The organism is Seonamhaeicola sp. ABD4_340, assembly GCF_056312135.1.
The window spans coordinates 1,663,908-1,684,842 of sequence record NZ_CM149981.1; the positions used below are offsets into that span (position 1 = coordinate 1,663,908).

Here is a 20,935-nt window from a genome sequence, read left to right on the forward strand (position 1 = left end):
AGTACAATCTTAAAAAAAAATGACCGATACTTAAAAATTACTAAACTGATAATTATCATAGTTTAAAATTTGAAGCTTTAATTTTATTAAAAAGAATAATTGATTATTTTTGTGCAACTTTATAAAATAACAACCATTACATATGAGTACTACAGTTGTAAATGTTGAAACCGAAGGGAAAACTTGGGGAGGCGGTAATGAACCGTTAAAAGCAAGTTACGGTAAAATGATGATGTGGTTTTTCATCGTTTCAGATGCATTAACTTTTTCAGGCTTTTTAGCAGCCTACGGATTTTCAAGATTTAAATTTATCGATTCTTGGCCAATAGCCGATGAGGTGTTTACACACGTACCATTTTTGCACGGGCAAGAGCTCCCCATGATTTATGTAGCTTTCATGACGTTTATCCTTATCATGTCATCAGTAACAATGGTTTTAGCTGTTGATGCTGGTCACCATTTAAATAAAGCAAAAGTTACAATTTACATGTTTTTAACCATTATTGGTGGTTTAATATTCGTAGGATCACAAGCATGGGAATGGGCTACATTTATTAAAGGAGACTACGGTGCTATTCAAACAAAAGGAGGTAACATTTTACAGTTTGTTGATACTGAAGGGCACAGAGTAGCTTTAAAAGATTTTGTAGTTGCTAGTGCTGATGCTGAAAGAACACAACATAAGAACGATAACGGACTTTGGTTTGTTTCTGAAGGTACATTGCCAACATACACAGTTCAAGAAGTATTACATGGTTTAGAGTCACACGATAATATTTTAGTTAGAACACAGGCCTTAACAGAAGAAGGACACAAAACAGTTTTAACAAGAGCAGAATCTATAAAACAAATTAAAGAAAACGGTAAAGCAGTTGTTGAAGGTGCAAACCTTCATGTAAATGAATACGGCTCGCCATTATTTGCAGATTTCTTCTTCTTTATTACAGGTTTTCACGGTTTTCACGTATTCTCAGGGGTTGTACTTAATATCATCATTTTCTTTAATGTAGTATTAGGAACTTATGAAAGACGTAAAAGCTACGAAATGGTTGAAAAGGTTGGTCTTTACTGGCACTTTGTAGATTTAGTTTGGGTATTTGTATTTACATTCTTCTACCTAGTTTAATAAATAAATATGGCGCCAAAAGCAATATGCTAAAGGCAAAAAGAACATAAACATGGCACACGAACATAAATTAGAAATTTTTAGAGGACTTTGGAAATTTAAGTCTAACACACAAAAAATTTGGGGTGTATTAGCATTCTTATCTTTAGTAACAGCAATTGAGGTTGTATTAGGTATTTATAAACCTGATGTATTAATGGGTAGCGTTTTAGGAATGAAAGGCCTTAACTGGATTTTCATTATTTTAACCATAGTAAAAGCCTATTACATTGCTTGGGATTTTATGCACTTACGCGATGAAACCAAAGGTTTAAGACGCGTTATAGTATGGACAGGTGTATTCTTAATACTTTACTTAACCTTCATTTTATTACAAGAAGGTGGTTATGTATTTAAAGTATATGACGAAGGTTTTATAAAAAGAGATTTTTAAAAGTGAATTTTTAGCATTCAAACAATAGCTAAATAGCAAAGTTTTGAATGCTAAATGTTAAAATATATAATAAAAGGTGGTTATAATAACCACCTTTTTTATTTTTGCATAATTAAATATTCAACCCAAAAAAATAGGCAATGAATTTAAAAAAAGTAGGTAGATACACAATTTTGGGTGTTTTATTTTTTCTTCCAGTAACCTTTTTATTATTACTGTATCCGGCAACGCATAATTATAATCCGCTAGATATTATAAACGAAGATGTTATTGAAATAAGTAATTTTTCATCAGCTACTCAAGAGCCAATAACACTTAAAGATAATATTACGGTGTTAGGTTTTTTAGGTAACAACCCAATGCTTAAAACCACCACAGCTTCAAACTTAAAAGAATTAGTGTATGATAAGTTTAAAGGCTTCAAAAAATTCCAAATAGTAATAGTGTTACCAAACGGAACTGAACAACAAGCAAAACAACTTAAAAACGAAATAAGCCAATATGAAGATTTAAAATTTTGGCATTTTATATTCGGTACAACCAAAAACATAAATAAACTTTATTCAAGTTTAAAAAGCGAAGAATCTTTAGCAAATGATTTATCTACCGAAAATGTATTTATTATTGATAAAGAATTAAACCAACGCGGTAGAATTGATGATAGAGAAGACAACCAAAAAAATAAAAACACACCCATTTTCGGATTATACAGTTATAACTGTATTGAAGTAGCAACCATAAAAAATAAAATGAGCGAAGACGTTCGTATTTTATTTACTGAATACAGGCAAAAACGAAAAGGAGAATTTAATTCTACCATTAGAAGAGCAAACGATTTAAAAGCGGCTAACAATTAAAACATGAGTAAAAAAACGAATTATTCATACATAGGTATAGCATTTATTATTTTAGTTTTTGGTATCATATTCGTACCAAGAATTGTTGATAGAATTAACCAAGGTGATATTACAAGGCATGAAAGCCGCAGCGATTATGCTGATGAAAAAGGAAAACAAGCCACAGATTTGGTTTTTATTCAAGGTGAAAACGGTAACAGGCGTGTGCCAGATTTTAGTTTTACTAACCACAATGGTAAAACCATTACCAATAAAGATTATTTAGGAAAAGTATATGTTATTGAGTTTTTCTTTACCACATGCCCAACAATTTGCCCTATTATGAATACCAATTTAGTTGAAGTTCAAAACGAGTTTGAAAATTTTGAAAACTTTGGCGTAGCATCATTCACAATAAATCCAGAGCACGATACCGTTTCTGTGTTAAAAAATTACGCTACAACTTATGGCATAACAAACCCTAATTGGCATTTGCTAACAGGAGAGAAAGAAGCCATTTATAAGTTGGCTAATGACGGTTTTTATATTTATGCTGCCGAAAACGCTGCAGTTGAAGGAGGTTTTGAGCACTCAGGAAACTTTGCATTAATTGATAAAAACGGATTTATACGCTCTAGAAAAGATGCGTTTGGAAATCCTATTATTTACTACAATGGTATAGTTACTGAAAAAGAACAGGTAAATGATGATGGCCAAAAAGAGCAAATAAGTATATTAAAAGAAGACATAAAAAAACTACTAAACGAATAAGTTTTGTATTTTAATTGAAAACCAGATGAGTATGAGCAATAAAGAGGTGTTAAACGAAAAAAAATACAACAAATTAATAGTAATTCTATCAATTGTAATTCCGTTAGCTGTTGCAGCACTTTTTGGTATAAAAATCCCAACAGAATTACCAATATTTTTACCACCAATTTATGCTTGTATAAATGCAGCTACAGCATTAATATTAGTGTTGGCATTTATTGCTATTCAAAATAAAAAAGTTAAACTGCATGAACGCTTAATAAAAGTAGCTCTTGGGCTTTCTGTGCTTTTTTTATTAATGTATATAGTGTATCACATAACCAGTGATTCTACCAAATTTGGAGGCCAAGGTGTAATTAAATATATGTATTATTTTATTTTAATAACGCATATAATAATGTCTGTTGCTGTAATTCCTTTTGTTTTAATTACCTATGTTAGAGCCATTACAAACAATATTGAAAAACATAAAAAAATAGCTAAAATAACCTTTCCACTGTGGTTATATGTTGCCATAACAGGTGTGGTTGTTTACATTATGATTTCGCCTTACTATTAATAATTAAGTAAATGAAGCGCACTACTATTTTATATATAACATTCTTACTCTTTTTTATAAAGAGCAATGCACAATGTGCTATGTGTAGAGCGGTTTTAGAGAGTGAAGAAACCAAAACCGTAGCCGAAGGTATAAATGATGGTATTGTATACCTAATGGCAATACCATATTTGTTAGTTGGTGGTATTATTTTTATTATTTATAAGAAATTCAGAACGTTAAAAAAATAATAAAAACTTTTTAGCACGATTTTTGTAACATTTCTTTGCGTTAGTAGTCTAATTTATAAGTGCAAAATAACACTGTAACCAATCAAGAAATGTTAGAAATTAAAAACTTGCATAAATCCTATCCTATAGGAGACTCTAGTTTACATGTTCTAAAAGGTATAAATCTTTCAGTAAATGAAGGCGAAATGGTAGCAATTATGGGGTCTTCGGGTTCTGGTAAATCTACACTTTTAAACATTATTGGTATGCTAGACGAAGCAGATTCAGGAGAATATATTCTAGATGAGCTTCCTATTAAAAATCTTACCGAAAAAAAAGCAGCCGTTTATCGTAATAAGTTTTTAGGTTTTATTTTTCAATCATTCAACCTTATAAATTATAAAAATGCCTTAGAAAATGTGGCTTTACCACTTTATTACCAAGGTATGAAACGTAAACAGCGCCAAGAAAAAGCACTATTTCATTTAGAAAAAGTAGGACTTGCAGATTGGGCGCACCATTTGCCAAAAGAACTCTCTGGAGGCCAGAAACAACGTGTAGCCATAGCACGAGCTTTAGCGGCAAACCCTAAATTATTATTGGCCGATGAGCCTACAGGTGCTTTAGATACTAAAACATCGCATGAAATTATGGAGTTTATCCAACAGTTAAATGACGAAGGAAAAACCATTTTAATGGTAACACATGAAGAAGATATTGCAAGCATGTGTAAACGTATTGTTAGGCTTAAAGATGGTGTAATTATGGAAGATAAACCAGTAACCCAAGTTAGAGCTAGCCAATATGTTTGATTTAGACCTTTGGAGAGAAATATTTCAAAGTATTAACAAAAACAGAACCCGTAGTTTACTTTCAGGGTTTACAATAGCTTTTGCTATTTTACTTTTTGCCATATTATTTGGTATTGCCAACGGTTTGCAAAACACCTTTAAAGAAGCGTTTGGCTCTGATGCCAGAAACGCTATTATGATTTTTCCTGGCAGAACAACCAAAGCACACAAAGGCTTACAAGCAGGTAGGCGCATTCAGTTTAAAGATGAAGATTATAATTTGCTTTTAGAAGAATATGGAGATAAAGTACAGTACATCACATCAAAAGTAAATAGAAATGCAAGCGCTTCATACAAAGGCGAAAGAAACAATTATGAGCTTAGAGCCATTCATCCAGAATATATGTTTATTGAAAACAATAAAATTAAGTCTGGGCGTTACATCAACCAGCATGATTTAGATGAAAAAACAAAAGTAGTTGTAATAGGAAAAGTAGTTGAAGAAGAGCTTTTTATAAAAGAAGACCCCATTGGAAAATATATAGATTTAAGCGGAATACCCTATAAAATAGTTGGTGTTTTTACAGATGATGAAGGTGATAACGAAGAAAGCGTAATTTATATGCCTTTAACCACAGCACAATTTGTGTATGGTAATAATGATTTTGTTGATATGATGCACCTTACCTATAACCCAAAGCTAAGCTATGATGCTGCCATTAATTTTGGAAACTCCATTACAAAATCTTTAAAAGAAAAATTTAGTGTTGCCGAAAACGATCAGCGTGCCATAAGGCTTTTCAATCTAGCCGAAGGTACCAAAGCCGTAAACCAAATGATGGTAGGCCTAGGTTTTATAATATTAGTAATTGGTTTTGGTACTTTAATAGCGGGTGTTGTAGGTGTTAGTAATATTATGATATTTATTGTTAAAGAGCGCACAAAAGAAATAGGTATTAGAAAAGCGTTGGGTGCTTCGCCAAAATCTATAATATCTATTATTTTAATAGAATCTATTTTAATTACCGCCATTGCAGGCTATTTTGGGTTGTTAATTGGTATGGGAGTTTTAGAGTTAGCAGCGCCTTACTTAGAAACTTACTTTATTAAAAACCCTAGTGTTAGCAGTGGCTTAGTAATTGGCGCAACACTAACCTTAATTTTTGCAGGTGCCTTGGCAGGGTATTTTCCGGCAAAAAAAGCATCAAAAATTAAACCCATAGTTGCCTTAAGAAACGATTAATATGTTTAAGTTTTTATTTGATAGAGATACTTGGCAAGAAGTTTTTGATAGTTTTAGCAAAAACAAACTACGCTCTATACTCACCATGGTTGGTGTTTGGTGGGGTATTTTGTTACTTATTGGGCTACTAGGCTCTGCCAGAGGTTTAGAGAATAAGTTTAATAGGCTCTTTGGAGATTTTGCAACAAACAGTGTGTTTATTTGGGGGCAAAGTACTGGCATACCGTTTAAAGGTTTTCAAGAAGGAAGACGCGTTCAACTGTCATTAACAGATACTAAAAAGGTTGAAGAAAACATTGAAGGTATTGAGTTTGTAGTACCACGAAACTTAAGGCAAACCAGTGTAACACGTAAATTTCAATCGGGTAACTTCAGGGTTGCAGGCGATTATCCGTTGCTTGATGTGGTTGAAAAAAAACGCTTGTTAAACGGGCGTTTTATCAATCAAAATGATATAGATAATAAACGTAAAGTAACCGTTATTTCCGAAGATATTTACAAACAACTTTTTGAAAAGAAAGAACAAGCTGTTGGGCAATACATTTTAGTAAACAACATAAATTTTAAAGTTATTGGTGTGCATAAACTATCAAATGTAAATATGGGGCCACCAATAGATATGCACATACCGTTTACCACATTTCAGCAAATATTCAATCAAGGTGATAAAATAGGTTGGGTAATGATTACTGGAAAACCAAACTATGATATTGTTCAAATTGAACAAGACAGTAAACTGTTGTTAAAAAACTTAAACAACATTCACCCAGATGATAAACGTGCCTTTGGTAGTGCAAACGCAGGTAAAGAGTTTGGTAAAGTTACCGGGTTTTTAACTGGCATGCAGTTTTTAACATGGTTTGTAGGCATTGCAACATTAATAGCGGGTGTTTTTGCTATAGGAAATATACTACTAATAACAGTTAGAGAGCGTACCAAAGAAATTGGTATTAGGCGCGCTTTAGGAGCAACACCTTTTGAAATTAAAAGGCAAATTGTTGTTGAAGCCGTTTTTTTAACATTAGTTGCGGGTATTTTGGGTATTATAACCGGCGGGTGGATATTAATACTTTTAGATTCCCTTTTTGGTCAAGGTGATGATGCCACATTAGTAAACGCATCAGTATCTATTTTAGTAGTTTTTATAGCATTATTTATATTAGTAATATTAGGTACATTAATAGGGTTAATACCAGCATTTAAAGCTACAAGTGTTAAACCAATAGAAGCATTAAGAGAAGAATAAACAATCAAAAAAATGAATAAAACAGTAAAACTTATTTTAGTTTTAGTAGCCATTGTGCTACTGGCATTTGTGTTAAAGTATTTTGTAAGCGCCAACTCTAAATCTATTGAAGAGTTTAAAGTGCAAGAGCCATTTCACACAGCAATTAATACAAAAGCGGTTGCAACAGGTAAATTAAACCCAGAGGAAGAAATTGAATTAAAACCACAAATTTCGGGTATTGTAGACCAGATAATTGTTGAAGAAGGTGATGTTGTAAAAAAAGGAGAGCTAATTGCAAAAATTAGAGTGGTGCCAAATGAGCAAAGTTTAGCAAACGCAAAAAGTAGAATTGCAACAGCAAAATTATCATTTGAAAATACTTCAACAAGATATTCAAGAGATAAAAAACTATTTGATAAAGGCGTAATTTCAGTACAAAATTTTGAAGATAGTGAGCTGTCATACAACCAAGCAAAAGAAGCCTTAGCTCAAGCACAAAATGATTATCAAATTATAAAACGCGGGTCAATATCTGGTGGCGGTTCTGCTAATACAAACATTATAGCCCAAATATCGGGTACAATTTTAGAAATTCCTGTACGAGAAGGTGATCAAGTTATACAAAGTAACAATTTTAACGCAGGTACAACCATTGCAACCATTGCAGATATGAGCAATATGATTTTTGAAGGAAAAGTAGATGAGTCTGAAGTTGGTAAACTAGAAGAAGGTAAACAAATTAGTGTGGTACTTGGCGCTATTGATGATAAAGAATTTCCGGCAACCTTAACCTTTGTAGCTCCAAAAGGAAAAGAAGAAAACGGTGCCGTACAGTTTACAATTAAAGCCAATGTTAAAATAGATGAAACAACTAATGTAAGGGCAGGTTACAGTGCCAATGCTGAAATTGATATTGAAGGAAAAGATAGTGTTTTGGCAATTAAGGAAGCTTTATTACAGTACAACAGAATTACCGATAAACCATTTGTTGAAATTCAGCAAGAAGATGGAGCTTTTAAAAAGAAAACCGTAAAAACTGGTATTTCTGATGGTATAAATATTGAAATTATTGAAGGTGTTGAAGAAGGAGATAAAATAAAGGTTTGGAACAAAGCATCTGAAGAAGACAATAAAAAGGAAGGTGAAGATGAAGACAAAGACTAACACATCAATGAAAAAACAACTTTTCATAGCGTTATTTTGTGTGTTTGTAACGCAAACATTCGCGCAGCAAAAAAAATGGACATTACAAGAATGTGTAAATCATGCTTTAGAAAATAACATTACCATAAAACAAAGCGAAAACAGTTTGTTGACTGGTGAGCAAGATGTAATTGCTGCAAAAGGGCAGTTTTTACCATCGGTTAGTGCAAACATAAATCAGAATTTAAGTTTAGGTAATAGAGAATTATTTCCTGGGCAATTTGTTGATAGAACAGATAATAGTACAAGCATAGGTTTAGGTGCTAACCAAACAATATTTAATGGTTTTAGATTAACAAATCTTTACAAACAATCTAAATTAAACTTAGAAACTAGTAAAATTGAATTAGATAGAATTAAAGACGACATATCATTAAACGTTGTTAATTCGTATTTAAATGTATTATTTAATATTGAAAATTTAGAAGCCGCTAAGGCACAGTATGAATTTTCAAAAAAACAATTAGAGCAAGTAAAAGAATTGGTTGATGCCGGCGTACAACCAAGAGTTAACATTTATGATTCCGAGGCTACTTTAGCCAATGATGCGCAGAATGTTACGGTAGCCGAAAATAATTACACCCTAGCATTACTAACATTATCACAATTACTACAGTTACCTTTTGATGGTTTTAATGTTGAATTATTAGAAATTGATACACCGTCTGAAGCCTTGTTGTATAGTGATATTAAACCAATTTTAGCATACGCACTAGAGAATAGAAATGAAATAAAAGCAGCCGAAAAGCGCGTTGAAAATGCCACTTTAGGTACAGAAATTTCAAAATCTGGTTATTATCCAACATTAAGTTTTAATTATGGCTTTGGTTCAAATGCTTTTTTTTCAAACCTATTAGAAAATGAAGCGTCGTTTTTCAGACAATTAAATGATCAGAAATCCCATCGGTTCTCTTTAAGCTTAAATGTGCCTATTTTTTCAAGATATCAAAACAAAACATCGGTTGCTAAATCTGAAATTCAAGAAGAAAATTCAAAATTAAATTTACAGCAAGCTAAAATAGATTTAGAAGCTAATATACAACGTGCTTTTACAGATGCCCAAGCAGCTTTTAAAACGTACCAAGCCAGTAAAAAATCATTAGAATCGCAAAAATTAGCCTTTAATAATGCTCAAGAGCGCTATAATATTGGGGTTATGAATGTTTTTGAGTTAGAACAATCTAGAGTACGTTATATTAACGCACAATCTTCTTTAATAAATGCGAAATACGATTTTGTTTTTAAAACAAAAATTTTAGATTTTTACATGGGTAAAACATTAATAAATTAAGAAGAAAATTGGCATTAATACTTAATATAGAAACAGCAACAACCAATTGTTCGGTATCTGTTTCAAAAGAAGGCAAAACCATTGCGTTAAAAGAAGATAGTAGAAACGGGTATTCTCACGCCGAAAAATTACATGTATTTATTGATGAAGCTTTAAAAGAAGCTAATATTAAAAAAACAGATTTAGATGCCATAGCCGTTAGCAAAGGACCAGGTTCTTATACGGGTTTAAGAATAGGGGTTTCTGCAGCTAAAGGTTTAGCATTTGCCTTAGATAAACCGTTAATTTCAGTGCCAACATTATCTGCTTTAGCACAACAAGTTAATATTGAAAAGGGCGTAATTGTTGCTATGTTAGATGCTAGAAGGTTAGAGGTTTATTCGGCAATTTTTAATGCTAATTACAAACAAATTAGAGATACACAAGCTCAAGTTTTAGATGAAACTTCTTTTTTTGATTATTTAAATGAAGGAAAAGTACATTTTATTGGAGATGGTGTTGCAAAAACTAAAGAACTGATAAACCACCCAAATGCCATTTTTATTGAGGGTAAATTACCATCGGCAAATGAAATGGGTGTATTAGCTTATAATAAATATAAAATAAGCAACACTGAAGATGTCGCTTATTTTGAACCATATTATTTAAAAGATTTTGTAGCTATTAAGCCTAAACAGTAACAAAAAAAGACCTGAATTTTTCAGGTCTTTTTTTTGTTTGGAGTATATTATAAAAATTACTCTTTGTGTATTTCAACTGAATGTGGGTAAGGAATTTCAATACCAGCAGCATCAAGCGCTTCTTTAGTTTGTTCGGTTACATCAAAATAAACATCCCAATAATGTTCTGTTTTACACCAAGGTCTTACTGCAAAATTAACTGAGCTATCGGCTAATTCCAAAACAGTTACAGCAGGTGCCGGATCTTTTAATACTTTTGGGTGTGATGTTAACACATTCATTAAAACCTCTTTAGTTTGCTTAATGTCGGCATCATAACTTACACCAAAAACTAAATCTACACGTCGTGTACCTTCAGTAGAATAGTTAATAATATTTCCATTTGATAACGAACCGTTAGGTATAATTATTTCACGGTTTGATAAGCCTGTTAATTTAGTTGTAAAAATTTCAATTTCTTTAACAACACCAATTTCACCTTGGGCTTCAATTAAATCTCCAATGCGTATAGGTTTAAATATCATGATTAAAACGCCACCAGCAAAATTTCCTAATGAACCTTGTAAAGCCATACCAACAGCTAAACCTGCAGCAGCTAAAATGGCAGCAAATGATGTGGTTTCAACACCAAGTTTTGCAAGTATTGCTAGAATTAGTAATATTTTTAAAACCCAACCAAGTAAGTTTAATAAAAACTTTTGAAGGCTTTCTTCGTAATTGCTTTTGGCCATTACTTTTTTTGTGGTGTTTAAGAGTTTTTTAATTACCCACGAACCCACAATCCAGATAACAATGGCAGCAATTACTTTAAGGCCATATTCGGCAGCTAGATTTATCCATTTTTCGGTGTCAATGTTTTCAAAATTCATAATTTGATGTTTTTGTTAGTGTTTAAAATTAATAACTATTGTACGTTTTTTTCATTTTACAACGTGAAAATATTGTTAAATGAAGTGTTCAGCTTCATTGTAAATTAAGACACGCAATATTTTAAATTGTCACGCTTAAAAGGTCATTCTTTAATAAACTCAATAGCTTTTTCAACAGCGCTTACTGGTAATTTACAAGCTTTGTTAACACATACATAAATGAGTGTTTCGTTTGGGTTGTAACGGTTTAAAAGTAGTGGCATATTACTTTCGGTAGTACTACCTGCAATTAATTTATTGGGCAAATATGTTTGGTTTAATGCAGCAATTTTTTGTTGTGCATTTGTGCCTACAATAGCAACTTCGTAGTATGGATTGGTGTAATTTAGCATTAGGTCTAACCAATTTGAATACCCTGAAGCATAATCTTGTATTTCGGGTTTAACATTGTTAAGCATAGTAATTGCTGTTTTGTTAAAATGTTCATTATCAAAATAATGGCCAAGTTTGAATAAGTTTTTTGCCATTATAGAGTTGCTTCCGGGTATAACATTGTCTCTGTACTCAATACTTCTTGAAACAAGTGAGGCATCTTCATTTGATGTAAAAAAGAACATATTGCTAGTTTCATCAAAAAAGTGATCAAACGTATAATTGGTTAAATTTCTTGCAGTATTAAGCCATTTTGCGTCTAAGGTGTTTTCATAAAGCGCAATAAAAGCATCAATAACAGTTACGTAATCTTCTAAATAGCCATTTATTTTGCTTTTACCTTCTTTGTAAGTATGAAATAAACCACCATCAGGCTTCATCATGTTATTACTAATAAAATTAGCGTTTTTCAAGGCTGTTTCTAAATATTTGGGGTTTTGAAAAACGCGGTAGGCATCAATATAACCTTTTAGCATAAGTCCGTTCCATGAGGTTAAAGTTTTATCGTCTAACCTCGGTTTTGGGCGTTTGTTACGGGTTTTTAAAAGAATAGATTTCCACGAATTAACTTTTGTGTTGAGGTTTTCTTTTGAAATGTTATGCTTTTTAATAATGTCAACATCATCATCTTTTCTAATTAATACATAATTTCCATGTTCCCAAAGTCCGTAATCATTAATATTGAAGTAATCTGAAAACAATTCAAAATCATCAGCCAAAATTTGTTGTAGTTCGGCTTTATTCCATACATAAAAAGCACCTTCTTCAAGTTTGCCATCAGTGTTGTTGCTATCGGCATCTAAAGAAGAATAAAAAGCACCCTCATTGGTTGTCATTTCACGCTCTATAAAAGTAAGCGTTTCTTCAACTGTTTGTTTGTATAGGTTGTTTTTTGTGAGTAAATAAGCATCGGCATACAAGCTTACAAGCTGGCCATTATCATAAAGCATTTTTTCAAAATGTGGCACGTGCCATTTGGTATCTACAGAATAGCGAGAAAAACCACCGCCAACTTGATCAAAAACACCACCATGCGCCATTTTAGTAAGCGTAAGATTTACGTAGTTTAAAAGCTTAGTATTATTGGTTTGGTGGGCATAACGCAATAAAAAATGATAGTTATTAGGCATCATGAATTTAGGTGCTCTGTTAAGGCCTCCAAGTTCATGGTCAAATTGTTGAGACCAAGTATTTACAGCATTTTCAATAAAAGCAGTTTCAAAAGTTGGAGCATCTGTATTAAGAGCAACCATGTCAAGACTTTTTATGCCTTTGGTAACATTATCGGCTTGTTGCTGTAGTTTTTCAGGGTTGTTTTGGTATAATTTAGTAATTTGTTCTAAAATACTTATCCATTGTTCTTTGGGGAAATATGTGCCACCCCAAACAGGTCTTCCATCGGGTAAAGCCACAACGTTTAAAGGCCAACCGCCACTACCAGTCATAAGTTGTACAGCATTCATGTATGCTTGGTCTACATCGGGTCTTTCTTCTCTATCAACCTTTATGTTTACAAAATTTTTATTCATTACAGCAGCAACCAAACTATCTTCAAAACTTTCGTGTTCCATAACGTGGCACCAATGGCAAGCTGAATATCCTACGCTAATTAGCATAAGTTTTTCTTCGGTTTTAGCTTTTTCTAAAGTTGTCTCATTCCAGGCTTCCCAATTTACTGGATTATGTGCGTGTTGTAGTAAATAAGGGCTTGTTTCGTTAATAAGGCTATTTGTGAATTTATGTGTCATTGCATCAGACGTTTTGTTTTTGCAACCCCAAAAGGCCATACAAAGTAGAGAGGTTATTAATATTAGGTTTCGCATAGTTTCAAAAGTAAACATAAATAAATGAAAAAAGCACTCCGTAGAGTGCTTTAAATATATATATGATTTGAGTAGATTGGGGGCAGTTATTCTAGTTCAAATGTTATTTTTAGATTTACTCTAAAATCTGTTACTTCACCGTCTTTTACACTTGCACTTTGATCTTGCACGTAAACAGAACGAATATTAGTTAAACTTTTTGAAGCTTTTTTTACTGCTTTTTTTGTGGCATCTTCCCAACTTTTTTCAGAGTTAGATAAGACTTCTATAACTTTTAATACTGCCATGACATTTTTATTTGAATTATACTTTTTGTATTTATTATTTAGAAACAAAAAGAATAAAAAAGTCACATAAAAAGTTTAGCCATTTATAGCCTCTACCATTTCTACTTTACCAGGTAACATTTGTTTTAGCATATTTTCAATACCATTTTTTAATGTAAATGTTGATGATGGGCAACCACTACAAGCGCCTTGTAGCAATACGCTAACGTTTTTTGAAGTTTCGTCATATGATAAAAACTGAATGTTTCCACCATCACTAGCTACGGCTGGTTTTACATATTCTTCAAGAATATTTACAATTTCTTTTGAAACATCATCTAAAGCTTCAAAATTTGAATCTTTTTGAGCAGATGTTTTTTGTAAAGTTTCGGCAGCTTCGGGCAATACAACATCTTTACCACTTTCAATAAAATGCTTTATAAATTCTCGTACTTCAACTGTAACATCTTGCCACTCTGCTACATCATATTTTGTTATAGAAACGTAGTTTTCTTCAATAAAAACACTTTTTACAAAGGGTAAATGAAAAAGTTCAGTAGCTAAAGGCGATAGTTTTGCTTCGTCTATGGAGGTAAACTCAAATAAAGCTGTTACAATTTTTTTATTAGCAACAAACTTCATAACAGCAGGGTTTGGTGTTGCTTCGGCATAAACGGTTACAGGCACCTTTTTAGGAGCTTCCGTTTCAGTTATAACTACACCGCCATTATTTAAATAGGCTTCAATTTGTTGCGCTACTTCGTCTTGTACATCGTTCCATTCAACAATATCAAAACGTTCAACAGCAACAAAATTACCCGAAATGTAAACCTTTTTTACAAACGGAAGATAAAATAATTGTTGTGCCAAAGGCGAAGGTTTAGCATCATCAATATTTTTAAATTCAAAGCTTTGATGCTTTGTTATAAATTGATTTACTTCAAATTTTACAATGGCTTTATTGGATGTTTCTTGCACAGAAACCTTGAAAGTATTCATTTTAGCTAATTTTTCACAAAAATACTAAAAGAAAACTTTAGATATCCATATATTTGATTGCTATGCTATAGATTTTAAACATAGCATAATAGAGTAAAACTTTATATGTTTTTTGTGTAATTTTTTAATAATCAACACGTTTGATGTATACCAAACCTACTAGGTGAAAAGTTTATGAAATTAAAAAATATTTTAACAATGGTAATAGCGGTTGTGTTAACCAATATTGCCATTTCACAAGAGGGCTTGCCTATTTATACTGATTATTTAACAGATAATTACTATTTAATACACCCCTCAATGGCCGGAGCCGCTAATTGTGCAAAAGTAAGGCTTACGGCACGACAACAATGGTTTGGTCATGATGATGCTCCTAAACTTTTAACTATGAGTGTTAATGGTAGAATTGGAGATTCGCCATCGGGTATTGGTGGTATTGTGTATGCTGATAAAAACGGATTTCACTCTCAAAAAGGTGCTTACGCTACGTATGCACACCACATTATGTTTTCTAGAAGCGAAGTAGATTTAAACATGCTTTCTTTTGGTTTAAGTGCTGGTTTTATTCAGTATCAATTAGATGAAACGTCATTTTTGTTTGATGGCCCAGACCCTTTAATTGATGGTATTGTGCAAAATGCTACAAATTTTAATATAGATTTTGGGTTTTCATATCAGTATTTAGATTACTACGCCCACGCCACTGTTAAAAATATTCTTAATAACGAAGGGATAAATAAAGACCCTAATATAACTAGTAATTTAAGACGTTATTTAATTTCTGTTGGCGGTGTTTTAGGAAAATACGGAAGTCCTTGGAGTTATGAGCCTTCGGTAATGTTACAATATAGAGATGCTACCGAAGAAGCTTCAATTGATATAAATGCTAAAGTTTATAGGCAAATGGATTTTGGTTCACTTTGGGCAGGTTTATCATACCGAAACAGTTTTGATGGTGCCGAATATATAAGTACTAATACTGTAAATAGCCAAAGGTTGCAGCAAATAACACCACTTGTGGGTGTAAATTATAAAAACTTTATGTTTGCTTACACGTATACACATCAGGCAAATTCTGTGGTTTATACCAATGGCGGATTTCACCAGTTTACTTTAGGTATTAATTTTGGTTGCCGTAGAGAACGTTATGATTGTAAATGTCCTGCAATTAATAATTAAATAATATAATATAAAAAAGGCGCGTTTTTAAACGCGCCTTTTTTGTGTTTAATCCCAGGTATAATTCTTCTTTTTGGCTTGTGTTTTTATAGCCTTTGTCATGGCGTTTTCTAAACCATTGGTGTTGTTGGTTTTCTTTTGTTCAGAAATGTATTTGCTGCGTTTAGCTTGTAATGCTTGAATTTTTTTCTGAATTTCGGTTCTTTCGGCTTTCTTTTGGGCAATGTAAGCCTTAATTTCTGCGTTGTTTTTGCCTTTTAAAGCCTCAGGAAGTGCTTCTTCTTTTATAGTTTCAACAACTATTTCTTCATCTTCAACAGCATCTACCAAATCCCAAGATTTGTTTTTGTATAAATGCGAACTTTTACTAATGGTTCGTTTTACAGCGTTGGCCTTACTGTAACCTTGTGCGTTAGCATCTTGTTCTGCTTGTAATGCCATTTTTGAAACACCTTGTTTTCCGTAGGCAATATATGTTTTGTTTAATTGTTGGTTTAAAATTAATATATCATCATCATATGGCGATGCTATATGCACAGTAGCTTTATTTTGGTCTATGGCCATGTAATCGCCTTGTGTTAATTGCGCACCTTTTTTCCAGTGTGATGTTACACCTTGGTTGTAATTTCCGCAGAAAATAGTATTAACCGTTATATCTTTTTCGTTAGCATTTGTGGCAGCATCTTTATAATTTACGTTGCCTTGGGTAAAGGGTTCATTACCTGCTATAAAAATAAGTTTTAAATCATCTGGATTATTACCCCAATTAAGCTGATTTATTGATGTTTGAATAACCGCACCACAATACTCATTGCCGCCGTTTGTTGTTAATGAAAATAACTCTTTTGAAATATCATCTAAATCATCACTAAACGGAAGTACTTGCCTAATAAAGCCTTCGTTACCGTTAAGGCGGTCGTTACCATATTCGTATAAAGCAATTTTTAAATTGGGTTTTTTGGTGCCGCATTTAGCGTATGATAGGTCATTAACAATATCCCAAAGTTGTGCTTTTGCTTGGTCTATTAAACCATCCATACTATTACTAGTATCTAACAGTAACGCTACTTTTATGTATTGTTTATTAGGTTCAGTGTGTTTTGTTTTTTTAGCGTTAACTAAAAGTTTTTGTGTTTTTTTGTTGTGGCCATTACAAGCTAAAAAGCTAAATAAAGCAATGCATAGTAATACAAATTGAATACGTGTTTTCATAAGATTTTGTTTTTTGATTTTTTTCTGAAAGCATTTTTAATACTACAGTAAAACTATCATCAAACTTTCTTAAAAAAAATCGACAATGCGTGAACAGGCTTTTTGGGTGAGTTAAAACCGTTATACAATTTGTAAGCATGCCTTTTTAAGGCTAAAAAGCTCACAAAATGTAGATATGCTATTTTATAAAACCAATTTAAGTACGTAAGTTTAGCTAATATAAATTTGCACATGCGCCAAGTTTTAAAAAATATAGGTTTTTTGCTCATAATGTTAAGCGTAGCTATAATACATGGGCAAGTATTACAAAACCAAACCAAATTTACGGTTAGAGGTAAAGTGCTTGAAAGTGATACCCGCAACCCAATAACCAATGTTAATATTGAAGTTAATGGCGGCGCCTATACTACTACCGATATGTTTGGTGAATTTAGAATTGAAGCTAGTATTGGAGACCAGCTCACAATAAGGCATAAAGATTTTGAAACCATTTATTACACCATTAAAAGTAGTGAGCGTATTTTGGTTGAGGTAGAACCCGAAGTTGATGCATTGGCAGATAACGAATATTTAAGCAAACGCTCTAAAAAAATACAACCACAGTTTAATTGGTTTATAGACTCTGCTGAAGTGTATTTAAAAAAAGATGCTAAAAAAAGTATTAACTTTATTACTCAAGCTTTAAAAATTAGTAATTCTAAAAAAGAAAATGCTCAAGCTTATGAAGTTTTAGCCGATGTTAACATGTTTTGGAAACAGTATGATTTAGCTATTTCAAACTATACCATAAGTATACAAAATAGCAAAACAAGTACTGTAGAGCTTAAATTGGCAAAGGCTTATAAAGAAAACAAAAATTATCAAGAAAGTATTCAGCTTTATAACAATATTAATAAATTAGAACTCTCAAATTATCAATTAGTTATTTTGTATGAAGGTTTGGGTGATGTTTACAAAGCAACCAAACAATTTGATAAAGCCATACGTGTTTATAATCAAGCCTTAAACATAGCTAAAAAGCATATAATTACACCTAAAATAACCAATATAAATTCTAAAATTGCTGAAGTTTACACAGATAAAGGTGCTTTAAATGAAGCTGAAGGATTCTTTAATAAATCACTAAAACTCGCTGAAAATGAAAATCCAAAACGCGCAGTTGAAGAAAAAATTAAAGTGGCCGATTTTAAAAACAAAAACAATAATTTTTCAAGTGAAATAAACCTAAGAAAACAAGCTTTAAAAGAAATTGAATCTATTGAGCAAGACACCGTTTTAAACAACCAAAGCGCTTTAACACCCCAACGCCAAAACTACAAAATAGGAAGTGCCTACGCTTACCAAAATGATATTGGAAACGCCATAAAATACCTTGAAAAAAGTATTGAAGAAGCTGATGATAAAGAAGATTTAGTTGTGCAAAAAGATGCCACCAGAAAATTATCTGAAATTTATCGTGATGCCGGACAATTTGATAAAGCATTAATTGCTTACCAAAGTTATGTAGATTTGGTTGATAAGCTTTACATGAAAAAAGAGCAAGAAATTTCGCAAGCCACAAAATTCAGTAAAGATTTGGTTGCCAAACAAAACCGTATTAACAACCTTGAAAGCCAAAAAACACTTGCAGACACTAAATATCAATTAAATACAGAGCAAACTAAACGTCAAAAACTCATAATTTATTCATTAATTGGCGGTTTGTTATTGCTACTTATTGCTGCATTTTTAATGTATAAAAACAACAGGCAGCAGCGTTTTGCAAATAATTTACTGGCATTAAAATCCTTACGCAGTCAAATGAATCCGCATTTTATTTTCAATGCGTTAAATTCGGTAAATAGCTTTATAGCTTTAAATGATGAACGGACGGCAAATAAATATCTATCTGATTTTTCAATGCTTATGCGTGCTGTTTTAGAAAATAGCGAAAAAGATTTTATTCCGTTAGAAAAAGAAATTGAACTGCTTCAGCTTTACACAAAACTAGAACATTTCAGGTTTAAAGATAAATTTGATTACACCATAAATGTTAATGAAAATGTAGCTGTAAAAGATTTTTTAATTCCACCAATGCTGTTGCAACCTTACATTGAAAATGCCGTTTGGCACGGGTTGCGTTACAAGAAAACTAAAGGCAACTTAAATATTAATATTGCTAAAAAAGCATCAAATGAAATAACAATTACAATTACAGATAACGGTATTGGTAGGGCTCAAAGTAAAGCCTTAAAAACGCAAAACCAAAAAAAGCAAACCTCTACAGGTATGGGTAATATTAAAAAGCGTGTATCTATTTTAAACAAAATGTATAAAGATAAAGTAGATGTAGTAGTATTAAATCTTCAAGAAACTGGAGACACCGGTACCAAAGTTGTTGTAACCCTAAAAAAAGATTAAAGCTTCAAACAAAACATATATGAAACTAAACGCTATTATAGTTGAAGACGAACAAACTAGTAGAGATATTTTAAAAAACTATTTAAGTAAATATTGCCCAAACGTTGCCGTTTTAGGCGAAGCCGAAAATATTGATGAAGCTTTAGTTTTAATTAGAAACAACCATTTAGATGTAGTATTTTTAGATGTTGAAATGCCCTATGGCAACGCCTTTGATTTATTAGATAAACTAGGCAATGTTAATTTTGAAACCGTTTTTGTAACCGCCTATAACCATTATGCAATTGATGCTTTAAATGCCCACGCATCCTATTATTTAATGAAACCTATTTCTATTGATGAACTTATTAAAGCAGTAGATTATGTAACCGAAATTAAAACTAAAGAGCATGCGTTACAAGATCAAGTTTTGGTGCCTAAAACAAATAGTGTTAATGGTAAAATAACCATACCGCAGTTAGATGGTTTTGAGGTTTTAAACACCCAAGACATTTTGTTTTGTAAAGCCGATGATAATTACACCGAAATTCACTTAAACAACAACAAAAAGAAAATAGTAAGTAAAACACTTAAATATTTTGAAGAAGCCCTAAACAATTCTAGCTTTGTAAGAGTGCATAAAAGCTACTTAGTAAACGTAAAAGAAGTAGTAAAATATGTAAAAGGAAAGGGCGGAAGTGTTATTTTAAGCAACGGACAAGAAATCATGGTTTCAGCATCAAAAAAAGCAGCATTGTTATCATATTTTAAGTAATACTTTCATTTAAAACTATATCTTAAAATATAAAATAATAAGATTTTCGTTTTCAAAAAAATAAAAAGTTATGCCAGTAATATTACCAGTAAGAGGAAAATCACCTCAAATACCCCAAGATTGTTTTGTAGCACCAAACGCCACTATTGTTGGAGATGTTACCATGGGAGCCCAGTGTAGTGTATGGTTTAGCGCCGTTATACGTGGCGATGTAAACTTTATAAAAATGGGAAATAAAGTAAACGTGCAAGACGGCGCCGTTATTCATGGCACTTTTGAAAAAGCACCAACCACCATAGGCAACAATGTATCTATTGGCCACAATGCATTAGTGCATGGTTGTACCATACAGGACAATGTTTTAGTAGGCATGGGTGCCATTATTATGGATGGTTGCGTGGTAGAAAGTAACACCATAATAGCAGCAGGTGCAGTTATAACACAAAATACAAAAGTAGAAGCCGGTAGTATTTACGCAGGCGTACCCGCAAAAAAAATAAAAGATATCAGTAAAGAATTAATTTCGGGAGAGATTAACCGAATTGCCGATGCTTACATAAAATATTCTAGCTGGTTTAAAGAGTAATTGGGCGTTACCCAAGGGTCGCGCTTTCACTACTCAATCTTTTTG

The 20,935-nt window shown here is 32.2% G+C and carries 21 protein-coding genes; 16 read left to right on the top strand and 5 right to left on the bottom strand.

Translation table 11 applies throughout. The annotated features are described in order from the left end of the window. Nucleotides 1-142 precede the first annotated feature (142 nt). From ACYX4H_RS07175 to tsaB, 12 genes are all read left to right on the top strand, one after another. The gene (locus tag ACYX4H_RS07175; RefSeq protein ID WP_476238519.1) at nucleotides 143-1,126 is read left to right on the top strand and encodes a cytochrome c oxidase subunit 3; all 984 of its coding nucleotides are present in this window, start codon (nucleotides 143-145) and stop codon (nucleotides 1,124-1,126) included. 52 nt (nucleotides 1,127-1,178) lie between these two features. Beyond that, nucleotides 1,179-1,559 carry a cytochrome C oxidase subunit IV family protein gene (locus ACYX4H_RS07180; RefSeq protein ID WP_475294716.1) on the top strand — a complete coding sequence of 127 codons (381 nt, stop codon included), beginning with the start codon at nucleotides 1,179-1,181 and terminating at the stop codon, nucleotides 1,557-1,559. A 140-nt stretch (nucleotides 1,560-1,699) separates the two neighbouring features. Further along, nucleotides 1,700-2,416, top strand: a complete 717-nt coding sequence (locus ACYX4H_RS07185; RefSeq protein WP_476238520.1) for a hypothetical protein — start codon at nucleotides 1,700-1,702, stop codon at nucleotides 2,414-2,416. A gap of 3 nt (nucleotides 2,417-2,419) precedes the next feature. Next, nucleotides 2,420-3,166 (top strand): SCO family protein, encoded by a 747-nt coding sequence (locus ACYX4H_RS07190; protein ID WP_476238521.1) that lies wholly within the window; start codon nucleotides 2,420-2,422, stop codon nucleotides 3,164-3,166. Nucleotides 3,167-3,197: 31 nt separating this feature from the next. After that, entirely contained in the window at nucleotides 3,198-3,725 is a 528-nt protein-coding gene (locus ACYX4H_RS07195) for a DUF420 domain-containing protein (protein ID WP_475294713.1), read from the top strand. Between the two features lie 11 nt (nucleotides 3,726-3,736). Then, nucleotides 3,737-3,955 (top strand): hypothetical protein, encoded by a 219-nt coding sequence (locus ACYX4H_RS07200; RefSeq protein WP_476238522.1) that lies wholly within the window; start codon nucleotides 3,737-3,739, stop codon nucleotides 3,953-3,955. Nucleotides 3,956-4,044: 89 nt separating this feature from the next. Beyond that, nucleotides 4,045-4,746, top strand: coding sequence for an ABC transporter ATP-binding protein (locus ACYX4H_RS07205; RefSeq protein WP_475294711.1), 702 nt, complete (start codon nucleotides 4,045-4,047; stop codon nucleotides 4,744-4,746). Further along, nucleotides 4,739-5,968 (top strand): ABC transporter permease, encoded by a 1,230-nt coding sequence (locus tag ACYX4H_RS07210; protein WP_476238523.1) that lies wholly within the window; start codon nucleotides 4,739-4,741, stop codon nucleotides 5,966-5,968. Before ACYX4H_RS07205 ends, ACYX4H_RS07210 begins: the two co-directional genes overlap by 8 nt. A gap of 1 nt (nucleotide 5,969) precedes the next feature. Beyond that, nucleotides 5,970-7,214, top strand: a complete 1,245-nt coding sequence (locus ACYX4H_RS07215; protein ID WP_476238524.1) for an ABC transporter permease — start codon at nucleotides 5,970-5,972, stop codon at nucleotides 7,212-7,214. A gap of 12 nt (nucleotides 7,215-7,226) precedes the next feature. Next, nucleotides 7,227-8,360 carry an efflux RND transporter periplasmic adaptor subunit gene (locus ACYX4H_RS07220; protein ID WP_476238525.1) on the top strand — a complete coding sequence of 378 codons (1,134 nt, stop codon included), beginning with the start codon at nucleotides 7,227-7,229 and terminating at the stop codon, nucleotides 8,358-8,360. Then, nucleotides 8,344-9,690, top strand: a complete 1,347-nt coding sequence (locus ACYX4H_RS07225; protein WP_476238526.1) for a TolC family protein — start codon at nucleotides 8,344-8,346, stop codon at nucleotides 9,688-9,690. Before ACYX4H_RS07220 ends, ACYX4H_RS07225 begins: the two co-directional genes overlap by 17 nt. An 8-nt stretch (nucleotides 9,691-9,698) precedes the next feature. Continuing rightward, nucleotides 9,699-10,370, top strand: coding sequence for a tRNA (adenosine(37)-N6)-threonylcarbamoyltransferase complex dimerization subunit type 1 TsaB (tsaB, locus tag ACYX4H_RS07230; RefSeq protein WP_476238527.1), 672 nt, complete (start codon nucleotides 9,699-9,701; stop codon nucleotides 10,368-10,370). Between the two features lie 56 nt (nucleotides 10,371-10,426). Here tsaB and ACYX4H_RS07235 read toward each other — a convergent pair whose 3' ends face one another. The 4 genes from ACYX4H_RS07235 to ACYX4H_RS07250 all read right to left on the bottom strand — a co-directional run bounded on the left by ACYX4H_RS07235 (nucleotide 10,427) and on the right by ACYX4H_RS07250 (nucleotide 14,759). Next, entirely contained in the window at nucleotides 10,427-11,239 is an 813-nt protein-coding gene (locus ACYX4H_RS07235; protein ID WP_476238528.1) for a mechanosensitive ion channel family protein, read from the bottom strand. A 143-nt stretch (nucleotides 11,240-11,382) separates the two neighbouring features. Next, entirely contained in the window at nucleotides 11,383-13,494 is a 2,112-nt protein-coding gene (locus ACYX4H_RS07240; RefSeq protein ID WP_476238529.1) for a thioredoxin domain-containing protein, read from the bottom strand. Between the two features lie 86 nt (nucleotides 13,495-13,580). Next, nucleotides 13,581-13,781 (bottom strand): dodecin family protein, encoded by a 201-nt coding sequence (locus tag ACYX4H_RS07245; protein WP_147138163.1) that lies wholly within the window; start codon nucleotides 13,779-13,781, stop codon nucleotides 13,581-13,583. Nucleotides 13,782-13,856: 75 nt separating this feature from the next. After that, entirely contained in the window at nucleotides 13,857-14,759 is a 903-nt protein-coding gene (locus ACYX4H_RS07250; protein ID WP_476238530.1) for a NifU family protein, read from the bottom strand. 174 nt (nucleotides 14,760-14,933) lie between these two features. Here ACYX4H_RS07250 and ACYX4H_RS07255 point away from each other — a divergent pair, with 174 nt between their 5' ends. Next, nucleotides 14,934-15,938, top strand: coding sequence for a PorP/SprF family type IX secretion system membrane protein (locus ACYX4H_RS07255; protein WP_476238531.1), 1,005 nt, complete (start codon nucleotides 14,934-14,936; stop codon nucleotides 15,936-15,938). Nucleotides 15,939-15,986: 48 nt separating this feature from the next. Here the strand turns inward: ACYX4H_RS07255 and ACYX4H_RS07260 are convergent, their stop codons facing one another. Next, a complete protein-coding gene (locus ACYX4H_RS07260; RefSeq protein WP_476238532.1) occupies nucleotides 15,987-17,150 on the bottom strand; it encodes a VWA domain-containing protein in 1,164 nt (387 codons plus the stop codon). A gap of 231 nt (nucleotides 17,151-17,381) precedes the next feature. On the opposite strand from ACYX4H_RS07260, the gene ACYX4H_RS07265 reads away from it, so the two are divergent. From ACYX4H_RS07265 to ACYX4H_RS07275, 3 genes are all read left to right on the top strand, one after another. Then, the gene (locus ACYX4H_RS07265; RefSeq protein WP_476238534.1) at nucleotides 17,382-19,550 is read left to right on the top strand and encodes a tetratricopeptide repeat-containing sensor histidine kinase; all 2,169 of its coding nucleotides are present in this window, start codon (nucleotides 17,382-17,384) and stop codon (nucleotides 19,548-19,550) included. A gap of 19 nt (nucleotides 19,551-19,569) precedes the next feature. Next, the gene (locus ACYX4H_RS07270) at nucleotides 19,570-20,304 is read left to right on the top strand and encodes a LytR/AlgR family response regulator transcription factor (protein ID WP_475294699.1); all 735 of its coding nucleotides are present in this window, start codon (nucleotides 19,570-19,572) and stop codon (nucleotides 20,302-20,304) included. A 70-nt stretch (nucleotides 20,305-20,374) separates the two neighbouring features. Then, the gene (locus ACYX4H_RS07275; protein WP_475294698.1) at nucleotides 20,375-20,890 is read left to right on the top strand and encodes a gamma carbonic anhydrase family protein; all 516 of its coding nucleotides are present in this window, start codon (nucleotides 20,375-20,377) and stop codon (nucleotides 20,888-20,890) included. The last annotated feature ends 45 nt before the right edge of the window (nucleotides 20,891-20,935 follow it).

Coding starts and splice junctions, on each gene's coding strand:
- ACYX4H_RS07185 (WP_476238520.1), top strand. CDS start 1,700: ATGAATTTAAAAAAAGTAGGTAGATACACAATTTTGGGTGTTTTATTT.
- ACYX4H_RS07240 (WP_476238529.1), bottom strand. CDS start 13,494: ATGCGAAACCTAATATTAATAACCTCTCTACTTTGTATGGCCTTTTGG.
- ACYX4H_RS07205 (WP_475294711.1), top strand. CDS start 4,045: ATGTTAGAAATTAAAAACTTGCATAAATCCTATCCTATAGGAGACTCT.
- ACYX4H_RS07255 (WP_476238531.1), top strand. CDS start 14,934: ATGAAATTAAAAAATATTTTAACAATGGTAATAGCGGTTGTGTTAACC.
- ACYX4H_RS07265 (WP_476238534.1), top strand. CDS start 17,382: ATGCGCCAAGTTTTAAAAAATATAGGTTTTTTGCTCATAATGTTAAGC.
- ACYX4H_RS07250 (WP_476238530.1), bottom strand. CDS start 14,759: ATGAATACTTTCAAGGTTTCTGTGCAAGAAACATCCAATAAAGCCATT.
- ACYX4H_RS07235 (WP_476238528.1), bottom strand. CDS start 11,239: ATGAATTTTGAAAACATTGACACCGAAAAATGGATAAATCTAGCTGCC.
- ACYX4H_RS07200 (WP_476238522.1), top strand. CDS start 3,737: ATGAAGCGCACTACTATTTTATATATAACATTCTTACTCTTTTTTATA.
- ACYX4H_RS07220 (WP_476238525.1), top strand. CDS start 7,227: ATGAATAAAACAGTAAAACTTATTTTAGTTTTAGTAGCCATTGTGCTA.
- ACYX4H_RS07260 (WP_476238532.1), bottom strand. CDS start 17,150: ATGAAAACACGTATTCAATTTGTATTACTATGCATTGCTTTATTTAGC.
- ACYX4H_RS07195 (WP_475294713.1), top strand. CDS start 3,198: ATGAGCAATAAAGAGGTGTTAAACGAAAAAAAATACAACAAATTAATA.
- ACYX4H_RS07215 (WP_476238524.1), top strand. CDS start 5,970: ATGTTTAAGTTTTTATTTGATAGAGATACTTGGCAAGAAGTTTTTGAT.
- ACYX4H_RS07210 (WP_476238523.1), top strand. CDS start 4,739: ATGTTTGATTTAGACCTTTGGAGAGAAATATTTCAAAGTATTAACAAA.
- ACYX4H_RS07275 (WP_475294698.1), top strand. CDS start 20,375: ATGCCAGTAATATTACCAGTAAGAGGAAAATCACCTCAAATACCCCAA.
- ACYX4H_RS07175 (WP_476238519.1), top strand. CDS start 143: ATGAGTACTACAGTTGTAAATGTTGAAACCGAAGGGAAAACTTGGGGA.
- ACYX4H_RS07270 (WP_475294699.1), top strand. CDS start 19,570: ATGAAACTAAACGCTATTATAGTTGAAGACGAACAAACTAGTAGAGAT.
- ACYX4H_RS07245 (WP_147138163.1), bottom strand. CDS start 13,781: ATGGCAGTATTAAAAGTTATAGAAGTCTTATCTAACTCTGAAAAAAGT.
- ACYX4H_RS07180 (WP_475294716.1), top strand. CDS start 1,179: ATGGCACACGAACATAAATTAGAAATTTTTAGAGGACTTTGGAAATTT.
- ACYX4H_RS07190 (WP_476238521.1), top strand. CDS start 2,420: ATGAGTAAAAAAACGAATTATTCATACATAGGTATAGCATTTATTATT.
- ACYX4H_RS07225 (WP_476238526.1), top strand. CDS start 8,344: ATGAAGACAAAGACTAACACATCAATGAAAAAACAACTTTTCATAGCG.